Here is a 22225-nt window from a genome sequence, read left to right as displayed (position 1 = left end):
GAAAATTTCAGATCGATTCAGGTCGATTGGGATCGATCAAAGACCGAAGCATCGCAGATTCCGGCGCCAGAAAAAATGCCCGGACGTGCCGGGCATGCGATGCAACGCCAGGAAGCGCCCGTCAGGCGGGCTTCTTCAGCTGCAGCGACTTGTATTCGAGGAATTCCTCGAGCCCGTACTTGCCAGCCTCGCGCCCGTTGCCGGACTGCTTGAAGCCGCCGAACGGCGCGTTCATGTTGAACGGACCGCCGTTGATGTCCACCTGCCCGGTGCGGATGCGGCGCGCCACGCGGATCGCGCGGGCCTCGTCGCCGGACCAGACCCCGCCGCCCAGCCCGTAGACGCTGTCATTGGCGATGCGCACGGCATCGTCCTCGGTGTCATAGCAGATCACGGTCAGTACCGGGCCGAAGATCTCTTCCTGCGCCACGGTCGCCTTCGGATCGACATTCCCGAGCACCGTCGGCTTGACGAAAAAGCCCTTGTCGAGCCCCTCGGGGGCGTCGGGGCCGCCGGCCAGCAGTTCGGCGCCCTCCTCCAGTCCGCGGCGGATGTAGCCCGTCACGCGCTCCTTCTGCACGGCCGAGATCAGCGGGCCGAGGCGCGTGGTCTCCACCAGCGGGTCGCCAAGCGTGAAGTTCTCCACCACCTTCGCGGCGATGGCCTTGACCTCGTCATAACGGGCGCGCGGCACCAGCATGCGGGTATGGGCCGAGCAGGTCTGGCCCGAATTCAGGAAGCAGGCGTTGATGGTGCCCTTGACGGCCTGCGGCAGGTCCGCGTCGTCCAGGATCACCGAGGCGGACTTGCCGCCCAGTTCCAGCGCCACGCGCTTGACCGACTGCGCGGCCAGCTCGGACACGCGCTTGCCGGCCCGCGTGCTGCCGGTGAACGACACCATGTCCACTTCGGGGTGGCTCGCCAGCACTTCGCCCACGATCGGGCCATAGCCGGTGACGAGGTTGAACACGCCCGGCGGCAGGCCGGCGGCCTCGATCACCTCGGCCAGCACGAAGGCGTTCAGCGGCGCCACCTCGGACGGCTTGAGCACCACCGTGCAGCCGGCGGCCAGCGCCGGCGCCACCTTCAGCGTGATCTGGTTCAGCGGGTAATTCCATGGCGTGATGGCGGCCACTACGCCCACGGGCTCGCGCACCACCAGCGAATTGCCGACCTGTTCCTCGAACTGGAACTGCTCCAGCAGCGAGGCGGCCTGGCCCCAGTTATAGACCGGCCCACCCACCTGGATGGCCCGCGCCAGCTTGATCGGCATGCCCACTTCGGCGGCAATCAGCTGCGCCAGTTCCTCGGTACGGTCCTTGAGCCCCTCGGCGATCTTGCGGATGTAGCCGGCACGCACGGCCGGCGGGGTGTTGGACCAGCCGTCGAAGGCGGCCCGCGCGGCGGCGATGGCGTCCTCGGCGTCCCGGGCGTCGCCCTCGGGAATCTTGCCCATGACCGCCTCGGTGGCGGAATGAACCACATCGATCAGCCCGCTGCCATGGGGCTGAATCCACTTGCCGTTGATGAAAAGTTTGTCTCGTTGTTGCATGGCCACAGTTCTCAATAGGTGAATCGGCGGTTGCAATTTTTTGTTACTTTTAGGGTGCCTCACATTGTAGAGCGGAATGCCAACTCGGATTTTGTTTGATTCCGGGCGCATGACGCCGATCGAAAACAAAGAAAAGAGGAGCGAGACATGGTCGATCCGGTCTTTCAGAAGACGGAGGCAGGTCAGGAGGAGATCCGCACGCGTGCCCGCAAGCTCGATCACAAGCTGCGCGCGCTGCTGCTTATCGTGAATGGCGAACGCCCCAAATCGGCGCTGCTGGCGCAGGTGGGCGGGATGGGGGTCGGGGAGGAAGCGCTGGATACGCTGGTGGAACTGGGGCTGGTGGTCGCAGAAAACTCGGAGGCCGCCAAACCCCTCGCCACGCCGGCGAGCACCACCCCACAGCGCCCGGCCCGCTCCGGCCCGCCGGACACCAACCTGTTTGCGGCGTATTCAGCACTTAGCAAGGGACTGGATGACGTGCTGGCCGATACCGCCATCGCACCTATGCCGGTGACAGTAGGCGGCGCGGACAGCTACAAGCAGCTCTATCACTTCTATACCGATGTGATCGGCAATCATCTGGGATTGCGCGGCTACGTCCTGCAGGTGAAGGTGGAAAAGGCGGGAACGGTGGCCGAACTGGCCGAGTTGCGCGACGCACTGGGCGCGGCCTTGCAGAAGGCCAAGGGCGAGATCACCGCGCGGGCGATTCTTGATCAGCTGGATGCGATGCTGGCGGCGCAGGGGGCGGCCGCCAGGTAAAACCATCGCCCCTCCCCAGAGGAGAGGGGCGTTCCCTGCTTAAGCCGCGATACCCTGCGACTCCAGGTACTCGTCGTACGTGCCGAGGTAGTCGGTGATCTTGCCGTCCGTGCGGACTTCGATCACACGCGTGGCCAGGCCGTTGATCAGTTCGCGGTCGTGCGACACAAAGATCAGGGTCCCGGTGAACTTGTCCAGGGCGATCTGCAGCGACTCGATCGACTCCATGTCCATGTGGTTGGTCGGCTCGTCCATGGCCAGCACGTTGTGGCGGCCCAGCATCAGCTTGCCCCAGATCATGCGGCCCTTCTCGCCACCGGACAGCACCTTGACGTTCTTCTTGATGTCGTCGGCCGAGAACAGCAGCCGGCCCAGCGTGCCGCGCAGCGACTGGTCGTCGTCGCCGGCCTGCGTCCACTGGCTCATCCAGTCCATCACGTCGCGGTCCACCGGGAATTCTTCATAGGTGTCCTGCGGCATGTAGCCGACGTTGGCGTTCTCGGCCCACTTCACCTCGCCGCGATCCACTTCCACGCCGCGCTGCACGCCAGTCTGGACGATATTGTTCAGCAGGCTGCGCAGCAGCGTGGTCTTGCCGGCGCCGTTTTCACCGATGATCGCCACGCGCTCGCCGGCCTGGATCGCCAGCGTCAGGTTGTTGATGATCTTGCGGTCGTAGGTCTTGGTGATGCCCTCCACCTCGACCGCCAGGTTATGCAGCTTCTTCTCGAACTCGAAGCGGACGAACGGGTTCTGGCGCGACGACGGCTTGATGTCTTCCACCTTGATCTTGTCGATCTGCTTCGCGCGCGACGTGGCCTGGCGGGCCTTGGACTTGTTGGCCGAGAAGCGGCGCACGAAGTCCTGCAGTTCCGTGATGCGCTCCTTGGCGCGCGCGTTGGCGGCCACCTGGCGCTCGCGGGCCTGCATCGACGCTTCCATATAGTCGTCGTAGTTGCCCGGGTAGACCTTCAGCGTGCCGTAGTCCATGTCGGCCATGTGCGTGCACACCGAATTCAGGAAATGTCGATCGTGGGAGATGATGATCATCGTGGAATTGCGCTCGTTGAGCACATCTTCCAGCCAGCGGATCGTGTTGATGTCCAGGTTATTGGTCGGTTCGTCGAGCAGCAGCACGTCCGGGTTCGAGAACAGCGCCTGCGCCAGCAGCACACGCAGCTTCCAGCCGGGAGCGATGTCGCTCATCGCGCCCTGGTGCTGGTCGGTGGGAATGCCCACGCCCAGCAGCAGCTCGCCGGCGCGCGCCTCGGCGGTGTAGCCGTCGAACTCGGCATAGCGGGCTTCCAGCTCGGCCGCCTTCATGTAGTCCTCGTCCGTGGCTTCCGGATTGGCGTAGATGGCGTCGCGCTCGGTCGCGGCAGCCCACATCTCGGTATGGCCCATCATCACCACGTCCAGCACGCGGTTGTCTTCATAGCCGAACTGGTCCTGGCGCAGCTTGCCCAGGCGCACGCCCGGCTCCAGCATGACCTGGCCCGACGAGGGCTCCAGGTCGCTGCCGAGAATCTTCATGAAGGTGGACTTGCCGCAGCCGTTCGCGCCGATCAGGCCGTAGCGGTTGCCTTCGCCGAACTTGACCGTGATGTTCTCGAACAGCGGCTTGGGGCCGAACTGCATGGTGATGTTTGCGGTAGAAAGCACGTCTGGAACCTTTGAATGCGTATGGGTGCGTAGAGGGAGGCTGCGCGGGGCGCCTGCGCCGCCCGGGCCGGCCCGGGCTTGCCAAGGCTGGGGGATCGCGTGGAAGACCTGCCCATCAGCGCGTCCGACCTGGCAAAAATGCGGAAATAACCCGAGATTTTACCACTCGCGGGCCGTTAGCGGGGATTGCTGGGGCGATTGCCGGAGCCGCGGCGGGATGTGACGTCTGGTGTGACGCCGTTACAGCGTCGGGTAGCCGGACAGGGCCAGCGTGAAGCCGTCCGCCTGGGCGGTTAGCCGGGCCTGGGCACCCACCGGCAGCGTCAGCTTGCGTGGGCAGTGGCCGAACGGCAGGCCGGTCAGCACCGGAATGCCGACTTCGGCACGCACGTAGTCGAACACGGCGTCCATGTCGTAGCCGTTGTCGTAGTCCGTGGTGCGGTAATTGGAGAAATCCCCCAGCACCAGCGCCTGCTGGCGCGCCAGCACGCCGGCCTGCGCCAGTTGCAGCAGCATCCGTTCGATGCGGTACGGCGGCTCGTTGATGTCCTCGATGAACAGGATGCCGCCATCGATCTTCGGCATGTACGGGGTGCCGAGCAGGCTGCAGAGCATGGCGAGGTTGCCGCCCCAGAGCGTGCCGTCCACGGCCACGGGCCGGCCCAGCGCCTGTGGGGCCTCCACCGTCACCGTGTAGGCCGGGTCGCGCAGGATGGCCTCGAAGTGCTGCCACATGTACGCGTCCACCGGCTCGGCGCCGAAGTCGGCCAGCAGCATCGGGCCGGCAAACGTCACGCCCCCGGTGGCGGCGAGGTAGGCCAATTGAAACCCCGTGAAATCGCTATGTCCGACGATGGGCGTGCCGCTGGCGTGCGCCTGGTCGGCAATCCGCGCGAAATCGATCTTGCCGAGCAGCCGCCCCAGCCCGTAGCCGCCACGCACGGCCAGCGTCAGTTCGCGCTGGGCGCCGGTGCCGATGGCGTGCAGGTCGGCCAGCCGTTCGGCGTCCGTCCCCCCAAAGCGCTGGTAGCGGCGCGCCAGCACATCGGGATTGCCCACGTGATAGCCGTGGTGCTTGAGCCAGGCGCAGCCGCGTGCCGCAATCGCCACATCATGCGGATAACCGGAGGATGCAATCAGACGGACTTCGATCGATTCGCTCATGAATCTGAATTCTCTTCGCCGGAATCTGGAGCCGCGATTTTAACGCGTGCCGACTTCTGCGCACGGCGCCGCGCGCCAAAGAAATCACGCAGCATCTGGCCGCATTCCTCGGCCATCACGCCCCGGGCCACCGTGGTCTGGTGGTTGAGCGTGGCCTGCGCGAACAGGTCCACCACGCTGCCGGCCGCGCCGGTCTTGGGGTCGGTCGCGCCGAAGACCACGTGGCGCAGGCGGGCGTGGAGGATGGCGCCCGAGCACATCGCGCAGGGCTCCAACGTCACATATAGCTCGCACTCGGGCATGCGGTAGTTGCCGAGCACTTGGGCGGCGGCGCGCAGTGCCTGCATTTCGGCGTGGGCGGACGGGTCCATCGAGCGGATCGGCAGGTTGTGGCCGCGCGCGATGATCTTGTCGTTCCAGACCACCACGGCACCCACCGGCACCTCGCCCGCTGCCTCGGCCAGACGCGCCTCTTCCAGCGCGGCGCTCATGTAGAAGCGGTCGCGCGCGTCCGGATCGGGGAAGGTCTGGGGCAGCGGATCGGACATCGGCCCGGATCAGTCCTGGGCAGGCAGGCGCACCGGGGCGCTGACTTCGGCCCAGCAGTTCGGCGTTTCGAACAGCACGAGGCGGGTCAGTTGCAGATGGTGGCCGAAGCAGTCCTTGAACACAGGCGCGAGGATGTCGAACGCCACCTGGGCAAGGTTCTCCACCGTGGGAATGGACTCGAGCACCACGGTCTTGTGGTTGTCCATCGACTGGAGGAAATTCAGCAGCGCCGTGTCGCCCCGGTAGATCAGGAAGGCGTGATCCCATTTCGACACCAGATGCTCGTTGGCGAGCGTCTTGATGTCGCCGAAGTCGAGGATCATGCCGTCGTCGGAGGCGCCTTCCTTGTGCAGGACTTCGCCCGACAGGGTCAGGTCCAGGCGATAGCGATGGCCATGGATGTTGCGGCACTGGCCGCCATGGCTGGGAATACGGTGGCCGGAATCGAACTCCAGGCGACGGGTGATGGAGACTTGTTTGGTCATGGATCAGCGAATGCCCAGCAGCTTGTGGGTCTGCAGCGACAGGCGCCAGCGCGGGTGGCGCTGGCAGAATTCCACCGCCGCGGCCGTATTTTGCCGGGCCAGCGGGCCATCCATGGCCTGCACCATGAAATAGCGGAAATCCAGTTGTTCATATGCTGCGAAGTCCTGGCCGTCCTGCGGGATGACGACCTTGAGTTCGTCGCCGCGCGTCACCACGAGTTCCGCGCCCATCTTGGGGCTCACGCAGACCCAGTCGATGCCGTCCGGCACGGGCAGCGTGCCGTTGGTCTCGATGGCGATCTCGAAGCCCTGCGCGTGCAGCGCGTCGATCAGCGGCGCGTCCAGCTGGAGCAGCGGCTCGCCGCCGGTGCAGACCACGAGCGGCTTGCCGCCGGCGCTGCCCGGACCCTGGGGCCATTCGGAGGCCACCACGGCCGCCAGCTCCTCGGCGGTCTTGTACTTGCCGCCGCGCGTGCCGTCCGTGCCGACGAAATCGGTGTCACAGAACTGGCAGACTGCGCGCGCCCGGTCTTCTTCGCGGCCGGTCCACAGGTTGCAACCCGAGAAACGGCAGAACACCGCGGCGCGGCCGGCGTTGGCGCCTTCGCCCTGCAGCGTGTAGAAGATTTCCTTGACGGCGTAAGTCATTGTGTGGGGTAGCGACGAGCAACCCATTAGTATAGCAAGGGACTAGGGTTTTCGCTAAGACACACCCCGCCCCGCCTATGGCGCCAACCGTTCCTGCAGGAAGTCCAGGAACACGGCGATACGCGCCGAAAGCTGCGTGTTGAGGTAATAAACGGCGTGGATCGGCTGCCGGACCTCGATCGTGCTGGCCTCCAGCACCTGCACCAGCCGGCCCGCGCGCCGGTCCGCATCGGTCATGAAATCGGCCAGACTGACGATGCCCTGCCCGGCTAATGCCAGTTGCCGCAGGGTCTCGCCGCTCGATGCGGAGATTTGTGGACGAATCTCCACTTCCGCACCATTTTCCCCGCGCAGCGGCCAGCGATTCAGCGACTCCGGCTGGGTAAAGCCAAGCAAGGTGTGATCGGCAAGCTCGTCCACGACGGCCGGGGTGCCACGCGCCTTCAGGTAGTCCGGACTGGCCAGCACGCGGATGCGGTTGCTGCCCAACGGCCGCGCGTGCAGCGTGGAATCGCGCAGCGTGCCGATACGGATCGCCACATCGGTGCGATGTTCGAGCAGATCGATGATCTGATCGTTCGTGTTCAGTTCGAGTTCGATTTCCGGGTAGGCTGCGCGGAAGGCGCCGACCAGCGGCACCACCACGTGGAGCATGAACGGGGACGCCGCGTTCACCCGCAGCCGCCCTGCCGGGCGCTGGCGCCGCACCGCCATCTGCTCCTCGGCCAGATCGGCCGCCGCCAGGATCTGGCGCGCGTGGGCGAGCATCGCCGCGCCCTCCTCGGTCAGTTCCAGCCGCCGCGTGGTCCGGCGCAGCAGCGTGGTTTCCAGCTTCTCCTCCAGCCGGGACAGCGCCCGGCTGACCCCGGAGACGGTCTGGTCGAGTTGCTCCGCAGCGGCGGTGATCGAGCCGCTATCCACCACGGTCGCAAAGGCGAGCAATTCTTCGAGCGTCAGCTTCATCCTTGAATTTTAGTCAAATATCTTTGGCTGATCACGGGGTTTTTCTGCAAGAAAGCACGCGGCACACTGCGTCCATCGAAAAAACCCTGCTTGAGGATGTTCGACATGCCTATTGCCTTGCTCGCGCTGACGATCAGCGCCTTTGCCATCGGGACGACGGAATTCGTCATCGTCGGCCTGATTCCGACCATCGCGGCGGATTTGCATATCTCGGTACCCTCCGCCGGCCTGTTGGTGAGCCTGTACGCGCTGGGCGTGGCCGTGGGCGCGCCGGTGCTGACCGCCCTCACCGGCCGCCTGCCGCGCAAGCTGCTGCTGCTCTCGCTGATGGCGCTGTTCACGGCCGGCAACCTGCTCGCGTGGAAGGCGCCGAGCTATGAATCGCTGATCATGGCGCGCATCCTCACCGGCCTTGCGCATGGCGTGTTCTTCTCGATCGGCTCGACCATCGCCACCGGCCTGGTGCCGAAGGAGCGTGCCGCGAGCGCCATCGCCATCATGTTTACCGGGCTGACCGTGGCGCTGGTGACCGGCGTGCCGCTCGGTACCTTCATCGGCCAGCACTTTGGCTGGCGCGAGACCTTCCTGGCCGTGTCCGGCCTCGGCGTGGTCGCCTTTATCGGCAGCCTGCTGTTCGTGCCCTCGCAGATCCGCCATTCGCCGCCTGCCTCGCTGCTGCAGCAGGCGCGGGTGCTGGCCGAGCCGCGGCTGCTGCTGGTCTACGCGAAGACGGCCATCGGCTACGGCGGATCGTTCATTCCGTTCACTTTCCTCGCCCCGATCCTGCAGGACGTCTCGGGCTTCAGCGCCGGCGCCGTGGGCCTGGTGATGCTGGTGTATGGCGTCTCCGTGGCGGTGGGCAATATCTGGGGCGGCCGGCTGGCGGACCGGCATGGCCCGATTCCGGCGCTGCGCATCGTATTTCTCCTACTTGCCGCCGTGCTGTTCGTGCTGACCTTCACCGCGCCGCACCGCTGGCTGGTGGTGGCCACGGTGCTGGCCTGGGGCGCGGTCGCCTTCGGCAACGTGCCGGGCCTGCAGGTCTACGTGGTGAAGCAGGCGGAGCGCCATACGCCGCAGGCCGTGGACGTGGCGTCCGGCCTCAACATCGCCGCGTTCAACCTCGGCATTGCCGGGGCGGCCTGGGCGGGCGGGCTGATCGTCCAGCATCTGGGGCTGATGCATACGCCGTGGATCGGCGCGCTGGTGGTGCTCGTGGCGCTGGGCCTGACCGAATGGAGTGGCCGGCTGGACCGCGCCGCCGGCATCGATCACCGTGCGGGCAATGTGCCGGCCGGGGCGATGTCTCACTGATTGTTCGCCAACCTTCCTTTCATCGGAGAAATTCATGCAGATTCCGCAACTTGGCCTTGGCACCTTCCGACTCAAGGACCAGCAGGTCATCGATTCCGTGACGATGGGGCTGGAGGTGGGTTATCGCCACATCGACACGGCCCAGATCTACGGCAACGAGGCCGAAGTGGGCCGCGCGATTGCCGCCAGCGGCGTGCTGCGCGACGACCTGTTCGTGACGACCAAGATCTGGACCGAACACCTGGGCCGCGACGCCCTGCGCGCCAGCCTTGAGACGAGTCTTGAGAAACTGAAGCTCGATCGGGTCGATCTGACGCTGATCCACTGGCCGTCACCGGGCAACGCGCTACCGGTGGCCGAGTATATGGAGGCGCTGGCGCAGGCCCAGGCCGCCGGGCTGACGCGCGCGATTGGCGTGTCGAATTTCACGATCGGGCATCTGAAGCAGGCCATCGACGCCGTTGGCGCGCCGGCCATCGCCACGAACCAGATCGAACTGCATCCCTTCCTGCAGAACCGCAAGGTGGCGGCGTTCATGCGCGAACAGGGGATCCATCTGACGGCCTACATGCCGCTGGCCTACGGCAAGGTGATGGAGGATGCGGTGCTACGGCGGATTGCCGCCGTGCGTGACGCCACGCCGGCGCAGGTGGCGCTGGCGTGGCTGATGCAACAGGGCTATGCGGTGATTCCGTCGTCCACCCGGCGCGCCAACCTTGAGAGCAATCTTGGCGCGGCGCGGATCACGCTGACGGCGGGCGAGATGGCCGAGATTGCCGCGCTGGACCGGGGCGAGCGGCTGGCCAACCCCGGCTTCGCGCCGCAATGGGATTAACGGCGGCTTACCGCGCGCCGAGGTAGTCCAGCTTGCCGATCTGCACGCCCTTGTGGCGCAGCAGGTCGTAGGCGGTGGTCACGTGGAAGTAGAAGTTCGGCAGCGCAAAGCCCAGCAGGTAGCTCTTGCCGTCGAAGGTGACCGGGCCGTTGCGGAGCTTGAGTTCCACGGTGCGCGTCTCGCTGCCTTCCAGCTGTTCGGGACGGATCGACTTCAGGAAGCCGATGGTCTTGGCGATGCGCTCCTGCAACTCGGGGAACGTCGCCTCCGTATCGGCATAGGACGGAATCTCGATCCCGGCCAGCCGGGCGGCGCAGCCCTTGGCGGCATCGCTGGCGCGCTGCACCTGGGCGGGCAGCGCGTCCATGTCGGCAATCAGACGCGTCTGAATCAGCTCGGATTCATCGATCCCCTGCGCCTTGGCGTGGGCGGCGCCTTTTTCAAGAATCGCCGACAGGTTGTTCAGCGCGCGGATGAACGCCGGGATCGAAACGTCATACATCGAGAGGGCCATTTGGGCTCCTTGGGTGCGGTGTCGTGGGGGTGCGCGGCGGTGCCGCCGTCTGTGCTGCAGACCGGAGGATAGATCGAATCGGCCCGGCTTGCTGAAGGCACCCCGGCACCCCGGGCGGCCCGGGCACCCCGGGCGGCCCGTGCGGCTACGCCAGCAGCCCGTCGAGATAGGCGTCGCCATCGTCGATGCCGAATTCGACCCACATCGGCAGATGGTCGCTCATCCGGTAGGTGCGCCACTCCTTGAAGCCGCGCCCCGGCTTGGCGGCCCGCTGCCGCGCATAGGCGGGCTCGTCCTCGAGCCGGTAGACGTGCTCGTAGAAATCGAACACGCCGGCCTGGCCGGTGGGCGCCAGGTGCGCCAGCTTGCTGAGGTAGGCAATCTGGTCGTAATGCTTGTTCTTGTCGACGTTGGAGCCCGGCACGGCCTGCAGGGCGTCCGGCACCGCGAATCCGGCCCGGGTCATGGCCTCCATGGTCACGTCGTTGCGGTTGAAGATGTTGAAGTCGCCCAGCACGATCAGGTTATCCGCCTCCGGCGGCGTGCCGGGCGCGTATTGCGGGGCGCTGGAGAGCTTTCCCGCGTTTTTGGCCAGCGTGCGGGCGAACGCCGTGATCTCGGCCAGCCGGCGCGGGTCCACGGCCACGCTCTTGCCATAGTAGATGTGGACCGTCGCCAGCGTCAGGTAGGCCCAGCCGGCGCGGAAGCCCGCGATATAAGGCGAGCGCGCCATCTGCACCGGCTCCTCGGGCGCGCCCTTTTCCTTCGCCAGCACCAGCTCGGCGGCCAGCCCGGTGAACGAGACCTTGCGCCGGTCGTACAGGTAGGCCATGCGCTCGGCGTTGCCCGAGGTGCCCAGCGTCACGTCCGTCACGAGGAAATCCCACCAGCTACCCAATATCCGTTGCAGCCGCTGGAGCGGATAGAGCCCGCTGCGCACCTCCTGGATCGCGATCAGGTCGAAGCGGCTCAGGATTTCGGCGATGTAGTAATACGGCTCGTCGTCCCGGTAGCCGTACTTGCCCGAGTCGAACTCGCGGATATTCCAGGTGGCCAGCAGCAGCGTGCGGGTGGCGGTGCGCGCGGGAATGGCGCCGGCCAGCGCGGGCCGCAGGCGTTTCAGCCCGTCGATGGTCCGCTTGCGGATCTCCGCGTCCTCGATCTGTTTCAACCCTGCGTAATACGGCATGTGTCACTCCGGGGTGGATGGTGAGACGCATTGTCACAGCAGACTAAGACAGTTCTGGTCGATCCTGGGAATTGTCTGACGAGGGTCAAAAAAAACGCCGGCTACCCTTGGGCAGCCGGCGTTCGCATTCCTGATTGGGCGATCAGAAGCGGTAGGTCACATTGCCGATGATCGTGCGCTGCGTGCCGAAGAAGCAATCACCGCGTGCGATACAGGTGTTGACGTACTGCTTGTTGAACAGGTTGTTCATGTTCAGCGACACGCGGATCGGGCCGTGATCGTAGGCGAGCACGGCATCGAACAGCGTGAAGCCGCCCACGCGGTTGTTGCCAGTGCCGTCATAGGACGGACCGTTGTAGCGCACACCCGCCCCGGTCACAAAGCCCGGCATGTCGAACAGGCTGAAGCGGTAGTTGGCCCACAGCGACGCCATGTTCGCCGGGATGCTCGCCAGCCGCTGGCCCTGCTCGGCGGCCGTGCCTTCGATGACCTTGGCGTCCAGGTAGGTGTACGTGGCGATCAGGTCCAGCCGGCCCAGCGACACCAGCGCCTCCAGTTCCGCCCCGCGCGTGCGCGCCTCGCCCACCTGCACCGTGCCGGGCAGGCCGTTGACCACGCCGGCTACCTTGCGGTTTTCTTCGCGCATATCGAACAGCGAGGCGGTCAGCGTCATGTTCTTGCCGGGCGGCTGGTACTTGACGCCCACTTCCCACTGCTTGCCGCGCAGCGGCTTGAACGCGCCCCCGTCCACATTGAAGCCGGCCTGGCCCTGGAACGATTCCGCATAGCTGACGTAGGGGTTGAGGCCGAAGTCCGAGCGGTACATCAGGCCGAAGCGCTTGGTCAGCTCGTTGTCGTCACGCGAGCCCGCCGGCGTGTTGTCCTGCGCCGCGCGCGACCAGTCGTAGCGCAGGCCCAGCATCAGCAGCCACTTGTTCCATTCGATCTGGTCCTGCAGGTAGGCGCCGGTCTGGATCTGCTTGGCCGGTGCCAGGTCGCGCGTGGAAGTGGGCGCCTGGTAGTTGCCATAGACCGGGTTGAACACGTTGATCGGCGCGGCAAAGCCGCCCACGCCGGTGCGGCCCGTGATCTCGTTGTTCTGGTAGTCGAAGCCGGACAGCAGCGTGTGGCGCACGGGGCCGGTGCCGAACTTCGACTGCACCTGCGTGTCGACGGCCAGCTGGTTCAGCGTCGGCTGGTTCAGGTAGATGGTGCGGCGCAGCATCGTGTCGCTGCCGGGCACCCATCCATGCGTGGCGCCGGTGTAGCCGGCCGTGTAGATGCTGCGGTAGTCAACCGTGCTGTGCGAATAGCGCAGGTTCTGGCGCACCGTGAAGGTATCGTTGAACTTGTGCTCGAACTGGTAGCCCACGGCGTGCTGCTCGGCCGTGTACTTGTCGAAGCCGGGCTCGCTGATGAAGAAGCTCTGCGGGATCTGGCCGGCCGGGTTCTCGATCTGGGTGCCGCGCCACGGGAAGAAGCCGATCATCGAGCCCGTATCGTCCTTCTGAAAGTTAGCCAGCAGGGTGAAGCTGGTGTCGGACGTCGGCCGATAGGTCAGCGAGGGGGCAATGTAGTAGCGGTTGTCCTTGACGTAGTCCACCGAGGCATCGCTATCGCGCGCCAGGGCCACGAAGCGGTAGAGCCACTTGCCGTCGGCATCGATCGGCCCCGTGAAGTCGGCCTGGATCTGCTTGCGGTTGAAATTACCGAAACTCACGCCGATTTCACGCGCGGCCTCCGCCTGCGGACGCTTCGACACGAGATTGACCACGCCGCCCACCGAGCCCTGGCCGTACAGCATGCCGGACGGCCCTTTCAGGATCTCGATGCGCTCCAGGGCGTATGGATCCGGGCGCGTGTTGTTATAGAACCCGACGGCATTGAGCAGCCCGTCGAGGTACTGCGTGGAATCGGTGCCACGGATCTTGATCGAATCCGTGCGGTTGTCCGTGCCGAACCCCGCCGCCGAGACGCCGGCCGTGTAGCCCGCCGCCTGCGCCACCGACTGGGCGCCCGTGAGTTCGATCCGGTCGCGCGTGATGACGGTGATCGACTGCGGCGTTTCCATGATCGGCGTGTCGGTCTTGGTGGCGGTCACGGCTTGTTTCGCCACGAAGCCGTGTACCGGGCCGGTCGGCGATTCGGGGAGACTGCTGCCTCGGACGGTGATCGTCGGCAACTCCTGGTGGGCGGGAGCAGGTGCCTGCTCCTGGGCCAGCGTGACGCTGGCGGCTTGCATGCTCAAGGCAAAGGTGGTCAGGCGGAAGGCGTGCGAGCCGCGAACGCGGCGCCGGGCGCATACAGACATTGCAAGATCTCTCTACTGATTGGAAATGATAATGCGAATGACTCGCATTTCTTTTGCCATTGTAATGTCATGTAATGGTCTCGATACATTTATCGCCGGTTTGATTGTCAGGCGTCGCGCACGCACCACACTGCTATTGGCTGTCTCGTTTGGGGATCCCGAAAAGAAAACGGCCGGGGCGATGGGCCCCGGCCGTTGATACGTCACTGCTCCGCAGGCCCCGAAGGGCCTGGGTTTATTCCCACTCGATCGTCGCCGGCGGCTTGCCCGAGACGTCGTACACCACTCGATTCAGGCCACGCACCTCGTTGATGATGCGGTTCGAGCAGCGGCCGAGCAGCGCGTACGGCAGGTGCGCCCAGTGAGCGGTCATGAAGTCGGTGGTTTGCACCGCGCGCAGTGCCACGACGTAGTCGTACGTGCGGCCATCGCCCATCACGCCCACGGACTTCACCGGCAGGAACACCGCGAAGGCCTGGCTGGTCAGGTCGTACCAGCTCTTGCCCACCTGCTGCGGCTCGCACAGGCCCGCCGCGGCGTCTTGCTCCGTGGCGATGGTCTTGCGCAGTTCCTCGATGAAGATGGCGTCCGCGCGGCGCAGCAGCTCGGCGTAGTCGCGCTTGACCTCGCCCAGAATCCGCACGCCAAGGCCCGGGCCCGGGAACGGATGGCGGTACACCATCTCGGGCGGCAGGCCCAGCGCCACGCCCAGCTCGCGCACTTCGTCCTTGAACAGGTCGCGCAGCGGCTCCAGCAGCTTCAGGCCCAGCGTCTCGGGCAGGCCGCCGACGTTGTGGTGGCTCTTGATCGTGGTCGCCTTCTTGGTCTTGGTGCCGCCCGATTCCACCACGTCCGGGTAGATCGTGCCCTGCGCCAGCCACTTGGCGTTGGACAGCTTCTTGGCCTCGGCCTGGAAGACTTCGACGAACTCGCGGCCGATGATCTTGCGCTTCTGCTCGGGGTCCGTCACGCCGGCCAGATGGCCCAGGAACTGCTCCGAGGCGTCGATATGGACCACCTTGGCGTGCAGCCGGCCCGCGAACATCTCCATGACCATCTTGCCTTCGTCCAGGCGCAGCAGGCCGTGGTCGACGAACACGCAGGTCAGCTGGTCACCGATGGCGCGATGGATCAGCGCCGCCGCCACCGACGAATCCACGCCGCCGGACAGGCCCAGAATGACTTCCTCGTCACCCACCTGTTCGCGGATCTTGGCCACGGCTTCGGCGATGTGGTCGCGCATCACCCAGTCGGCCTTGGCGCCGGCGATCTTGAGCACGAAGCGCTCAAGCATCTCGCGGCCCTTCGCCGTATGGGTGACTTCCGGGTGGAACTGCACTGCGTAGTAGCCGCGCGCCTCGTCGGCCATGCCGGCGATCGGGCAGCTCGGCGTGGACGCCATCAGCTTGAAGCCCGCCGGCAGTTCGGCCACCTTGTCGCCATGGCTCATCCAGACCTTGAGCATGCCGTGGCCTTCGGGCGTCGAGAAATCCTCGACGCCATCGAGCAGCTTGGTATGCCCATGGGCGCGCACCTCGGCGTAGCCGAATTCGCGATGGTCGCTCCACTCCACCTTGCCGCCCAGCTGCACGGCCATGGTCTGCATGCCGTAGCAGATGCCCAGCACCGGCACGCCGAGGTCCCACACGGCCTGCGGCGCGCGCAGCTGGTGGTCTTCGTAGGTGCTGGCGTGGCTGCCGGACAGGATGACCGCCTTCGGCGCGTACTCGCGGACGAATTCGTCGGTCACATCGTTAGGATGGATCTCGCAGTAGACGTGCGCCTCGCGAACGCGGCGGGCAATCAGCTGCGTGACCTGCGAGCCGAAATCAAGGATGAGGATTTTGTCGTGCATGATGGGCGTTTGGCAGAGCTTCCGGCTCGGGTTCGGGCATGACCTCGGTGCCTGGGCCGTAGCCGGGTGGCGGGGTGATGACCGGTTCGCGCCGGTATTCGGGGGATCCATGCGGGCGTGCCGGGTTGGCGGCGCCGGGTTGTTGGTGCGGGTCGGCGGGGTCGACGGCATCGACCGGCGTGCCGGGGTAGTACACGGGGCCATCGCCATGCCGGGCGGCGCGCAGTTCGGCTTCGCGCTGGGCCAGTTGCTCCCGCTCGCGCAGGCGCACGCGCTTCGCGGCGGGCATCTGCACCACGGCGAAGAACAGCATGACAGCGGCCAGCGTCAGCAGCCAGACCTTGCCGGCGCCCTGTACGGGCATGTCCAGGAACAGCGTCCACGCCACGATCAGCACAGCGCTCACCAGGTTCACCTGGCCCACCGTGCGTGCCACGGGCACGGTCAGCTGGCCGTTAATGGCAGCCTGGAACAGCAGCCACGCCATGCCGATCATCGCCACGCCGAGCAGCTGGCCGAACATGGCCGGCTGCGGCTGCGGCAACTGGAGTGCGGCATACAGCGTCGTGAACGGCGACATCAGCAGCAGGATGCCGAGCAGCAGGTCTAGCAAGGCGTCGAAGAACAGCACGGCTCGCAATAGTACTTTCATGGGCGCTCCTATTTCCTGATGCTTCTTGCGTCGCGGCCGCGCGGCCTCGTCAACCTCGACGTTGCCAGCGCGGCCGTGATGCCCAGGTCGGGCGGGCCATATCGTGATCAGTCGATATGGTAGTTCGGCGCTTCCTTGGTGATCTGCACATCGTGGACGTGCGATTCGCGCATGCCGGCGGCCGTGATCTGCATGAACTCGGCCGTCTCGTGCCAGGTGGCGATGGAGCTACTGCCGCAGTAGCCCATCGACGCACGCACGCCACCGGTCAGCTGGTGGATGATCGCCATGACCGAGCCCTTGTAGGGGACCCGGCCCTCGATACCTTCCGGCACGAGCTTGTCGACGTTGGCGGTGTTGTCTTCCTGGAAGTAGCGGTCGGCGGCGCCGTCCTTCATCGCGCCCACGGAACCCATGCCGCGATAGCTCTTGAACGAGCGGCCCTGATACAGGAACACTTCGCCCGGCGCTTCCTCGGTACCCGAGAACATGCCGCCCATCATCACGGTGTGCGCGCCGGCCGCCAGGGCCTTGGCCACATCGCCCGAATAACGGACGCCGCCATCGGCGATCAGCGGCACGCCGGTGCCCTTGAGCGCCTCGGCCACGTTGGAAACAGCGGTGATCTGGGGCACGCCCACGCCGGCCACGATCCGCGTGGTGCAGATCGAACCGGGGCCGATGCCCACCTTCACGCCGTCCGCGCCATGCTCGACCAGCGCCAGCGCGGCCGCGCCGGTGGCGATGTTGCCGCCCACGACCTGCACCTGCGGGAAGTTCTGCTTGACCCAGCGCACACGGTCCAGCACGCCCTGGCTGTGGCCATGCGCGGTATCCACCACAATCACGTCCACGCCGGCCTTGACCAGCAGTTCCACGCGTTCGTCGTTGTCCGGACCCACGCCCACGGCGGCGCCGACGCGCAGCTGGCCGTGATCGTCCTTGCTGGCCAGCGGGTTGTCCACGGCCTTCTGGATGTCCTTCACGGTGATCAGGCCGCGCAGCTCGAATGCGCTATTGACCACCAGCACGCGCTCCAGGCGGTGACGGTTCATCAGGCGCTTGGCTTCCTCCAGCGGCGCGCCTTCGGCCACGGTGACGAGTTTCTCGCGCGGGGTCATCTTGGCGCGCACGGGGGCGTCGAGTTCTTCCTCGAAGCGCAGGTCGCGATTGGTGATGATGCCGACGACGGTCTTGCCTTCGAGCACGGGGAAGCCGGAAATGCCATGGTGCTGCGACAGCGCGATCACATCGCGGATCTTCATGTCCGGCGAAATGGTGATCGGATCACGCAGCACACCCGATTCGTACCGCTTCACGCGCGCCACTTCACGCGCCTGGTCGGCCGGTTTCAGGTTCTTGTGGACAATGCCGATGCCGCCGGCCTGAGCCATCGCAATGGCAAGCCGGGCTTCCGTCACGGTATCCATGGCGGCGGACACGAGCGGAATGTTCAGTTCGATTGAACGGGTAAGGCGGGTGCGGAGGGAAACATCCCGGGGCAGGACGGCCGAATAGGCCGGTACAAGCAGCACGTCATCGAATGTGAGTGCTTTCTGGACAAGACGCATAGCAAATCCTCTAGGCGCAAAAGCAGATTATACAGGAATGCAGGATTTGCTGATGCGTTCTTGCATCCCCCTTGCTATTCTCGGCCTCCCTTCCACAGATCACAACAGGAGTCCGATGGGCATCGGCGTTTTGTGCGGGCTGCTGGCCGGCGCGTTCTGGGGCATGGTGTTCATCGCGCCGAAGCTGCTGCCGGCGTTTTCGCCCTGGGAACTCGCCATTGGCCGCTACCTGGCCTATGGGCTGGTCGCCTTCGTGGCGGCGCTGCCGCTGATGCGGCGCCTCGCAAAAAAGCTAACTCGGGGCGATTGCGTCGCCTTGCTGCGCCAGGCGTTCACCGGGAACCTGCTCTATTACGTACTGCTGGCGTTTGGCGTGCAGCTGGCCGGAGTCGGGCCGACCTCGCTGATCATCGGCATCCTGCCGGTTTCCATCACCATCATGGGCCGCCGCGACCACGGCGCTGTGCCGCTCTCGCGGCTGGTCTGGCCGCTGCTGGTGGTGGCGGCCGGCATCGCCAGCATCAATATCGACCTGTTTGCCGGGGGCGGCGGTGCGCATGGCGCGGCGGTGGACGCCCTGGCCCGCCCGGCGTGGCAGAAACTGGCTGGCGTGGCCTGCGCGGCGGGCGCGCTGGTCTGCTGGACGCTCTACGCCGTGGACAACGCGCGCTACCTCCAGCGCCATCCGCATTACAGCGGGAACGAGTGGTCGGCCCTGTACGGGCTATCTACCGGGCTGGTTTCCGTGGTGCTGGCCGGCATCGGCTGGCTCGTGGCCGGCGACGCGCTGACCGCCCCGGGCAGCGGGCGCGAATGGCAGTGGTTCTGGATGGTCAACGCCGCCGTGGCGCTCGGGGCGTCGCTAATTGGCAACAACCTCTGGAACATCGCCAGTCGCCGCCTACCCCTGACGCTTTCGGGGCAAATGATCGTTTTTGAGACGCTGTTCGCGCTGGCATACGGGTTTGTGTTCGATCACCGCTGGCCACGGCCGCTGGAGTTGGCCGCCGTCGCCCTGCTGATCGTCGGGGTGGCCTGGTCCGTGCGCTTGCACGCCACGGACAAGTCTGCGTAGACTACCGGCATGACGCGGGGGTCACATGGTTGTCAACCCTCCTACCGTCCGGTTTTCATCGCCAACCTGGCATTTTTCCGCCCAGACGCCACAGACACTCTTGCCATGAACCGTTCGACCGCGCTGTACCTGCTTGTTGCCGCCAGTCTCGCCGTGCCCGCCACGGCCTTTTCCCAATGGCAGTGGAAGGACGGCACCGGCCGCATGGTTTATAGCGATGTACCGCCGCCGCCCTCCGTGCCGGACCGCGCCATCGTCATGGCACCCGGCCGCGCGGCAGGCGCCTATCGCCCGGTGGAAGCCGAAACCGCCGCGAAGGCCGATGGTCAAGCTGACGCCAAGGCCCCCGCGGGCGACGCGCCCCGGGCCCGCCAGGTCAGCGCGCGGGCCAAGGACAAGCCCGCCGTCGACACCGATCCCGATCAGGCCTTCCGCGAGCGCCGCGAGGAGCGCCTCAAGGCCGACCTGGAAGCCGCCACCAAGGAACGTGAACAACTGGCCCGCCAGACGCGCTGCGAAGAGATGTCGAACTACGCCACGGGGCTGCGCGAAGGCATGCGCATCTCGAAGGCCGGCCCGGATGGCGCCGCGCACCGCCTGAACGGCGATGAACGCGCCGCCGAACTCGACAAGGTCAGCCAGTCGATGGCCCAGCACTGCAGCTGAGGCATGGGGTGGGCGCCGGATAGGCCGCCCGCCCAGTCAACTCCCCTGCCCGCCCCCGCCGCGCAGCCATTTCAGGCCCTCGCGCGTCCCGGTAGCCCGGGTCTTCTGCACGCGCTTGCGGCGTGCCTGCTTGGGATCGGCGGTCAGCGGCCGGTAGACCTCTACCCGATCTCCCTCCCGAACCAGTGTTTCCACGGTCTTGAGCTTGCCGTAGATGCCGACCCGTGCCGTCGTCGGGTCCACTTCGGGATACGCCTCGGTCAGGCCGCTGGCGCGAATCGCCCCCTCGACGCTCGTGCCAGCCGGCACCGAGACTTCCTTCAGGAACACCGCCTCAGGCTTGGCGTAGCAGACCGAGAGCCGCACCATGGCGCCAGGATCAGCCGTTGTTGGCATACACCACCTCGGCGCGCTTGACGAAGGCATCGACGAACGTATTGGCAATCATGCTGAACACGGGACCGATGATTTTCTCGAGGATGAAGCTCGAAAACTCGTAATGGAGGTGAAATTCGATCTTGCAGGCGTCGGCGCGCAGCGGCGTAAAGCGCCAGGAGCCATTGAAGGTCTTGAAAGGACCGTCCGCGAACGTCATATCAATGCGTGTAGGACGCTCCTGCACGTTCCGGGTATGGAAATACTGCTTGATGCCGTTGAAATGGATATGGATCTTCGCGTCGAGCAGCGTCTCGGTGTTCTCGAAGATCTCGACGCCACCACACCATGGCAGGAACTTGGGATAGTCCTCCACGCGGGTGACCAGGTCATACATCTGCTCGGCCGAAAAGCCAAGCAGGACGGATTTATGGACGTCTGCCATGTAATCGGATGCGGGCGCCGCCAGGGGCTGGGCCCGAACGGGGCGGGTTTGCTAGAATCCCGATTTTAGCCGACACGCGGGTCGACGGCATCCCCGGCGCACATGGCGCCCCTCGATGACGCCACAACGGTCGCTCCCCTCTTTGCCGCAGCGCGGCAGCCTTGCTCAGGAATCCACCACGTACGCATGACCATCGCTGATAACAAGAAAGCCTTTTTCGACTACTTCATCGAAGAACGCTACGAAGCCGGGATTGTGCTGGAGGGCTGGGAAGTCAAGGCCATCCGGGCCAACCGTGTGCAGATCAAGGAAGGCTACGTCGTGGTGCGCAACGCCGAGATGTACCTAATCGGCGCCCATATCAGCCCGCTGCAGAGCGCCTCCACGCACGTGACGCCGGACCCCGTGCGCACGCGCAAGCTGCTGCTCAAGGCGGACGAGATCAAGAAGCTGATCGGCAAGGTCGAGCAGCGCGGCTATACGCTCGTGCCGTTGAACCTGCACTACACGCGCGGCCGCGTGAAGTGCGAAATCGGCCTCGGCAAGGGCAAGAAGCAGTTCGACAAGCGCGAAACCGAGAAAAATCGGGACTGGCAGCGCGAAAAGGCGCGCCTGATGAAGAGCGATAACAAGGAATAAGAAAAAACGGAGGCCATGGCCTCCGTTCTTGTCTGGCGATGCCGCGTCAGTGCGCGTCGCTCAGGTCTTCTGCTGGGTTTTCACAATTTGCAGTGCCGAGGCGATCATCGAACTCATTTCGCCAAGGTTGCCCGGCACGATCAGGGTGTTGCCCTGCTTGGCGAGGTTGCCAAACGCGGCAACGTATTCCTCGGCCACCTTGAGGTTGACGGCTTCCGCGCCGCCCTCGCCCCGAATCGCGTGGCCGATCTTTTCGATGGCCTGCGCGTTGGCTTCGGCCACGGCCAGGATCGCCGACGCGTCGCCCTGGGCCCTGTTGATCGCCGCCTGCCGCTCGCCCTCGGACTTCTGGATCGCCGCCTCACGGGCGCCGGAGGCCAGATTGATCTGCTCCTGCCGCTTGCCTTCGGAAGCCGCGATCAGCGCCCGCTTCTCGCGCTCGGCCGTGATCTGGGCCTGCATCGCATGCAGGATCTCCTTCGGCGGCGTCAGGTCCTTGATTTCGTAGCGCAGTACCTTCACGCCCCAGTTGGCGGCGGCTTCGTCGAGCGCATTGACCACGCTGTGGTTGATGTACTCGCGCTCCTCGAAGGTCTTGTCCAGTTCCAGCTTGCCGATCACCGACCGCAGCGTGGTCTGCGACAGCTGCGTGATCGCGACCACGAAGTTGCTCGAGCCATAAGACGCCTTCATCGGATCCGTCACCTGGAAGTACAGCACGCCATCCACCTGCAGCTGTGTGTTGTCCTTCGTGATGCAGACCTGGCTCGGCACATCGAGCGGAATCTCCTTGAGGATGTGCTTGTAGGCCACGCGATCCACGAACGGCACCACGATCGTCAGGCCGGGCGTCAGCGTGGCGTGGTAGCGCCCCAGACGCTCAAGCACCCATGCGTGCTGCTGCGGCACGATCTTGATGCCCTTGGCAATCAGCACGATGGCCGCGATGAGCAGAATCAGTGGAAACAGCCCGAGCTGGTAGGCAAGCATGTACAA

22 protein-coding genes are annotated in these 22225 nt (G+C 65.5%); 6 read left to right on the top strand and 16 right to left on the bottom strand.

The features are described 5' to 3' along the window. Positions 1-121: 121 nt before the first annotated feature. Positions 122-1552: an aldehyde dehydrogenase family protein gene (locus AC1EJR_RS22115; RefSeq protein ID WP_092297722.1), complete on the bottom strand. Its 1431-nt coding sequence runs from the start codon at positions 1550-1552 to the stop codon at positions 122-124. A gap of 147 nt (positions 1553-1699) precedes the next feature. On the opposite strand from AC1EJR_RS22115, the gene AC1EJR_RS22110 reads away from it, so the two are divergent. Continuing rightward, a complete protein-coding gene (locus AC1EJR_RS22110) occupies positions 1700-2317 on the top strand; it encodes a hypothetical protein (protein WP_477147550.1) in 618 nt (205 codons plus the stop codon). 39 nt (positions 2318-2356) lie between these two features. On the opposite strand, the gene AC1EJR_RS22105 is transcribed toward AC1EJR_RS22110, so the two are convergent. From AC1EJR_RS22105 to AC1EJR_RS22080, 6 genes are all read right to left on the bottom strand, one after another. Next, positions 2357-3979 carry an ABC-F family ATPase gene (locus tag AC1EJR_RS22105; protein ID WP_092297716.1) on the bottom strand — a complete coding sequence of 541 codons (1623 nt, stop codon included), beginning with the start codon at positions 3977-3979 and terminating at the stop codon, positions 2357-2359. A 240-nt stretch (positions 3980-4219) separates the two neighbouring features. Beyond that, positions 4220-5143, bottom strand: a complete 924-nt coding sequence (gene ldcA, locus AC1EJR_RS22100) for a muramoyltetrapeptide carboxypeptidase (RefSeq protein WP_092297713.1) — start codon at positions 5141-5143, stop codon at positions 4220-4222. Further along, entirely contained in the window at positions 5140-5691 is a 552-nt protein-coding gene (gene tadA, locus AC1EJR_RS22095) for a tRNA adenosine(34) deaminase TadA (RefSeq protein WP_441590827.1), read from the bottom strand. Before tadA ends, ldcA begins: the two co-directional genes overlap by 4 nt. Positions 5692-5700: 9 nt before the next feature. After that, complete coding sequence (locus tag AC1EJR_RS22090; RefSeq protein ID WP_092297707.1) at positions 5701-6177, bottom strand: 6-pyruvoyl trahydropterin synthase family protein; 477 nt, start codon at positions 6175-6177, stop codon at positions 5701-5703. A gap of 3 nt (positions 6178-6180) precedes the next feature. Next, on the bottom strand, positions 6181-6825 hold the full coding sequence (gene queE / locus AC1EJR_RS22085) for a 7-carboxy-7-deazaguanine synthase (RefSeq protein ID WP_441590825.1): 645 nt from the start codon (positions 6823-6825) through the stop codon (positions 6181-6183). Positions 6826-6900: 75 nt separating this feature from the next. Beyond that, the gene (locus AC1EJR_RS22080) at positions 6901-7788 is read right to left on the bottom strand and encodes a LysR substrate-binding domain-containing protein (protein WP_092297701.1); all 888 of its coding nucleotides are present in this window, start codon (positions 7786-7788) and stop codon (positions 6901-6903) included. 105 nt (positions 7789-7893) lie between these two features. On the opposite strand from AC1EJR_RS22080, the gene AC1EJR_RS22075 reads away from it, so the two are divergent. Further along, positions 7894-9102 (top strand): MFS transporter, encoded by a 1209-nt coding sequence (locus tag AC1EJR_RS22075; RefSeq protein WP_092297947.1) that lies wholly within the window; start codon positions 7894-7896, stop codon positions 9100-9102. 34 nt (positions 9103-9136) lie between these two features. After that, a complete protein-coding gene (gene dkgB, locus AC1EJR_RS22070) occupies positions 9137-9937 on the top strand; it encodes a 2,5-didehydrogluconate reductase DkgB (RefSeq protein WP_092297698.1) in 801 nt (266 codons plus the stop codon). Between the two features lie 7 nt (positions 9938-9944). Here the strand turns inward: dkgB and AC1EJR_RS22065 are convergent, their stop codons facing one another. From AC1EJR_RS22065 to guaB, 6 genes are all read right to left on the bottom strand, one after another. Next, positions 9945-10451 carry a DUF1993 domain-containing protein gene (locus AC1EJR_RS22065; protein WP_092297696.1) on the bottom strand — a complete coding sequence of 169 codons (507 nt, stop codon included), beginning with the start codon at positions 10449-10451 and terminating at the stop codon, positions 9945-9947. 145 nt (positions 10452-10596) lie between these two features. Then, positions 10597-11640 (bottom strand): endonuclease/exonuclease/phosphatase family protein, encoded by a 1044-nt coding sequence (locus AC1EJR_RS22060; RefSeq protein WP_092297693.1) that lies wholly within the window; start codon positions 11638-11640, stop codon positions 10597-10599. A gap of 142 nt (positions 11641-11782) precedes the next feature. Then, positions 11783-13951, bottom strand: coding sequence for a TonB-dependent siderophore receptor (locus AC1EJR_RS22055; protein ID WP_477113711.1), 2169 nt, complete (start codon positions 13949-13951; stop codon positions 11783-11785). Between the two features lie 235 nt (positions 13952-14186). After that, a complete protein-coding gene (guaA, locus tag AC1EJR_RS22050; protein ID WP_441590820.1) occupies positions 14187-15806 on the bottom strand; it encodes a glutamine-hydrolyzing GMP synthase in 1620 nt (539 codons plus the stop codon). Further along, positions 15781-16458, bottom strand: a complete 678-nt coding sequence (locus AC1EJR_RS22045; RefSeq protein WP_092297684.1) for a hypothetical protein — start codon at positions 16456-16458, stop codon at positions 15781-15783. Before AC1EJR_RS22045 ends, guaA begins: the two co-directional genes overlap by 26 nt. Before the next feature lie 107 nt (positions 16459-16565). Beyond that, positions 16566-18029, bottom strand: coding sequence for an IMP dehydrogenase (gene guaB, locus AC1EJR_RS22040; protein WP_441590818.1), 1464 nt, complete (start codon positions 18027-18029; stop codon positions 16566-16568). 115 nt (positions 18030-18144) lie between these two features. Between guaB and AC1EJR_RS22035 the strand changes: the two genes are divergently transcribed. Together AC1EJR_RS22035 and AC1EJR_RS22030 are read left to right on the top strand one after the other, a co-directional pair. Continuing rightward, positions 18145-19104 carry a DMT family transporter gene (locus AC1EJR_RS22035; protein ID WP_477113710.1) on the top strand — a complete coding sequence of 320 codons (960 nt, stop codon included), beginning with the start codon at positions 18145-18147 and terminating at the stop codon, positions 19102-19104. A 105-nt stretch (positions 19105-19209) separates the two neighbouring features. Next, positions 19210-19770: a DUF4124 domain-containing protein gene (locus AC1EJR_RS22030; protein ID WP_477113709.1), complete on the top strand. Its 561-nt coding sequence runs from the start codon at positions 19210-19212 to the stop codon at positions 19768-19770. Between the two features lie 36 nt (positions 19771-19806). On the opposite strand, the gene AC1EJR_RS22025 is transcribed toward AC1EJR_RS22030, so the two are convergent. Next, positions 19807-20166: an RnfH family protein gene (locus AC1EJR_RS22025; RefSeq protein WP_454757119.1), complete on the bottom strand. Its 360-nt coding sequence runs from the start codon at positions 20164-20166 to the stop codon at positions 19807-19809. Then, complete coding sequence (locus AC1EJR_RS22020) at positions 20150-20590, bottom strand: type II toxin-antitoxin system RatA family toxin (protein ID WP_092297669.1); 441 nt, start codon at positions 20588-20590, stop codon at positions 20150-20152. The genes AC1EJR_RS22025 and AC1EJR_RS22020 overlap by 17 nt, the downstream gene beginning before the upstream one ends. A 186-nt stretch (positions 20591-20776) precedes the next feature. Between AC1EJR_RS22020 and smpB the strand changes: the two genes are divergently transcribed. After that, positions 20777-21229 (top strand): SsrA-binding protein SmpB, encoded by a 453-nt coding sequence (gene smpB / locus AC1EJR_RS22015; protein WP_092297666.1) that lies wholly within the window; start codon positions 20777-20779, stop codon positions 21227-21229. Positions 21230-21289: 60 nt separating this feature from the next. Here smpB and AC1EJR_RS22010 read toward each other — a convergent pair whose 3' ends face one another. After that, positions 21290-22219, bottom strand: a complete 930-nt coding sequence (locus AC1EJR_RS22010) for an SPFH domain-containing protein (RefSeq protein WP_092297664.1) — start codon at positions 22217-22219, stop codon at positions 21290-21292. Positions 22220-22225 lie beyond the last annotated feature (6 nt).

It is taken from the genome of Cupriavidus sp. 05T42 (genome assembly GCF_056396345.1).
Note: the sequence above shows the minus strand (reverse complement) of the source record. Positions and strands in the feature narration are given on the sequence as shown.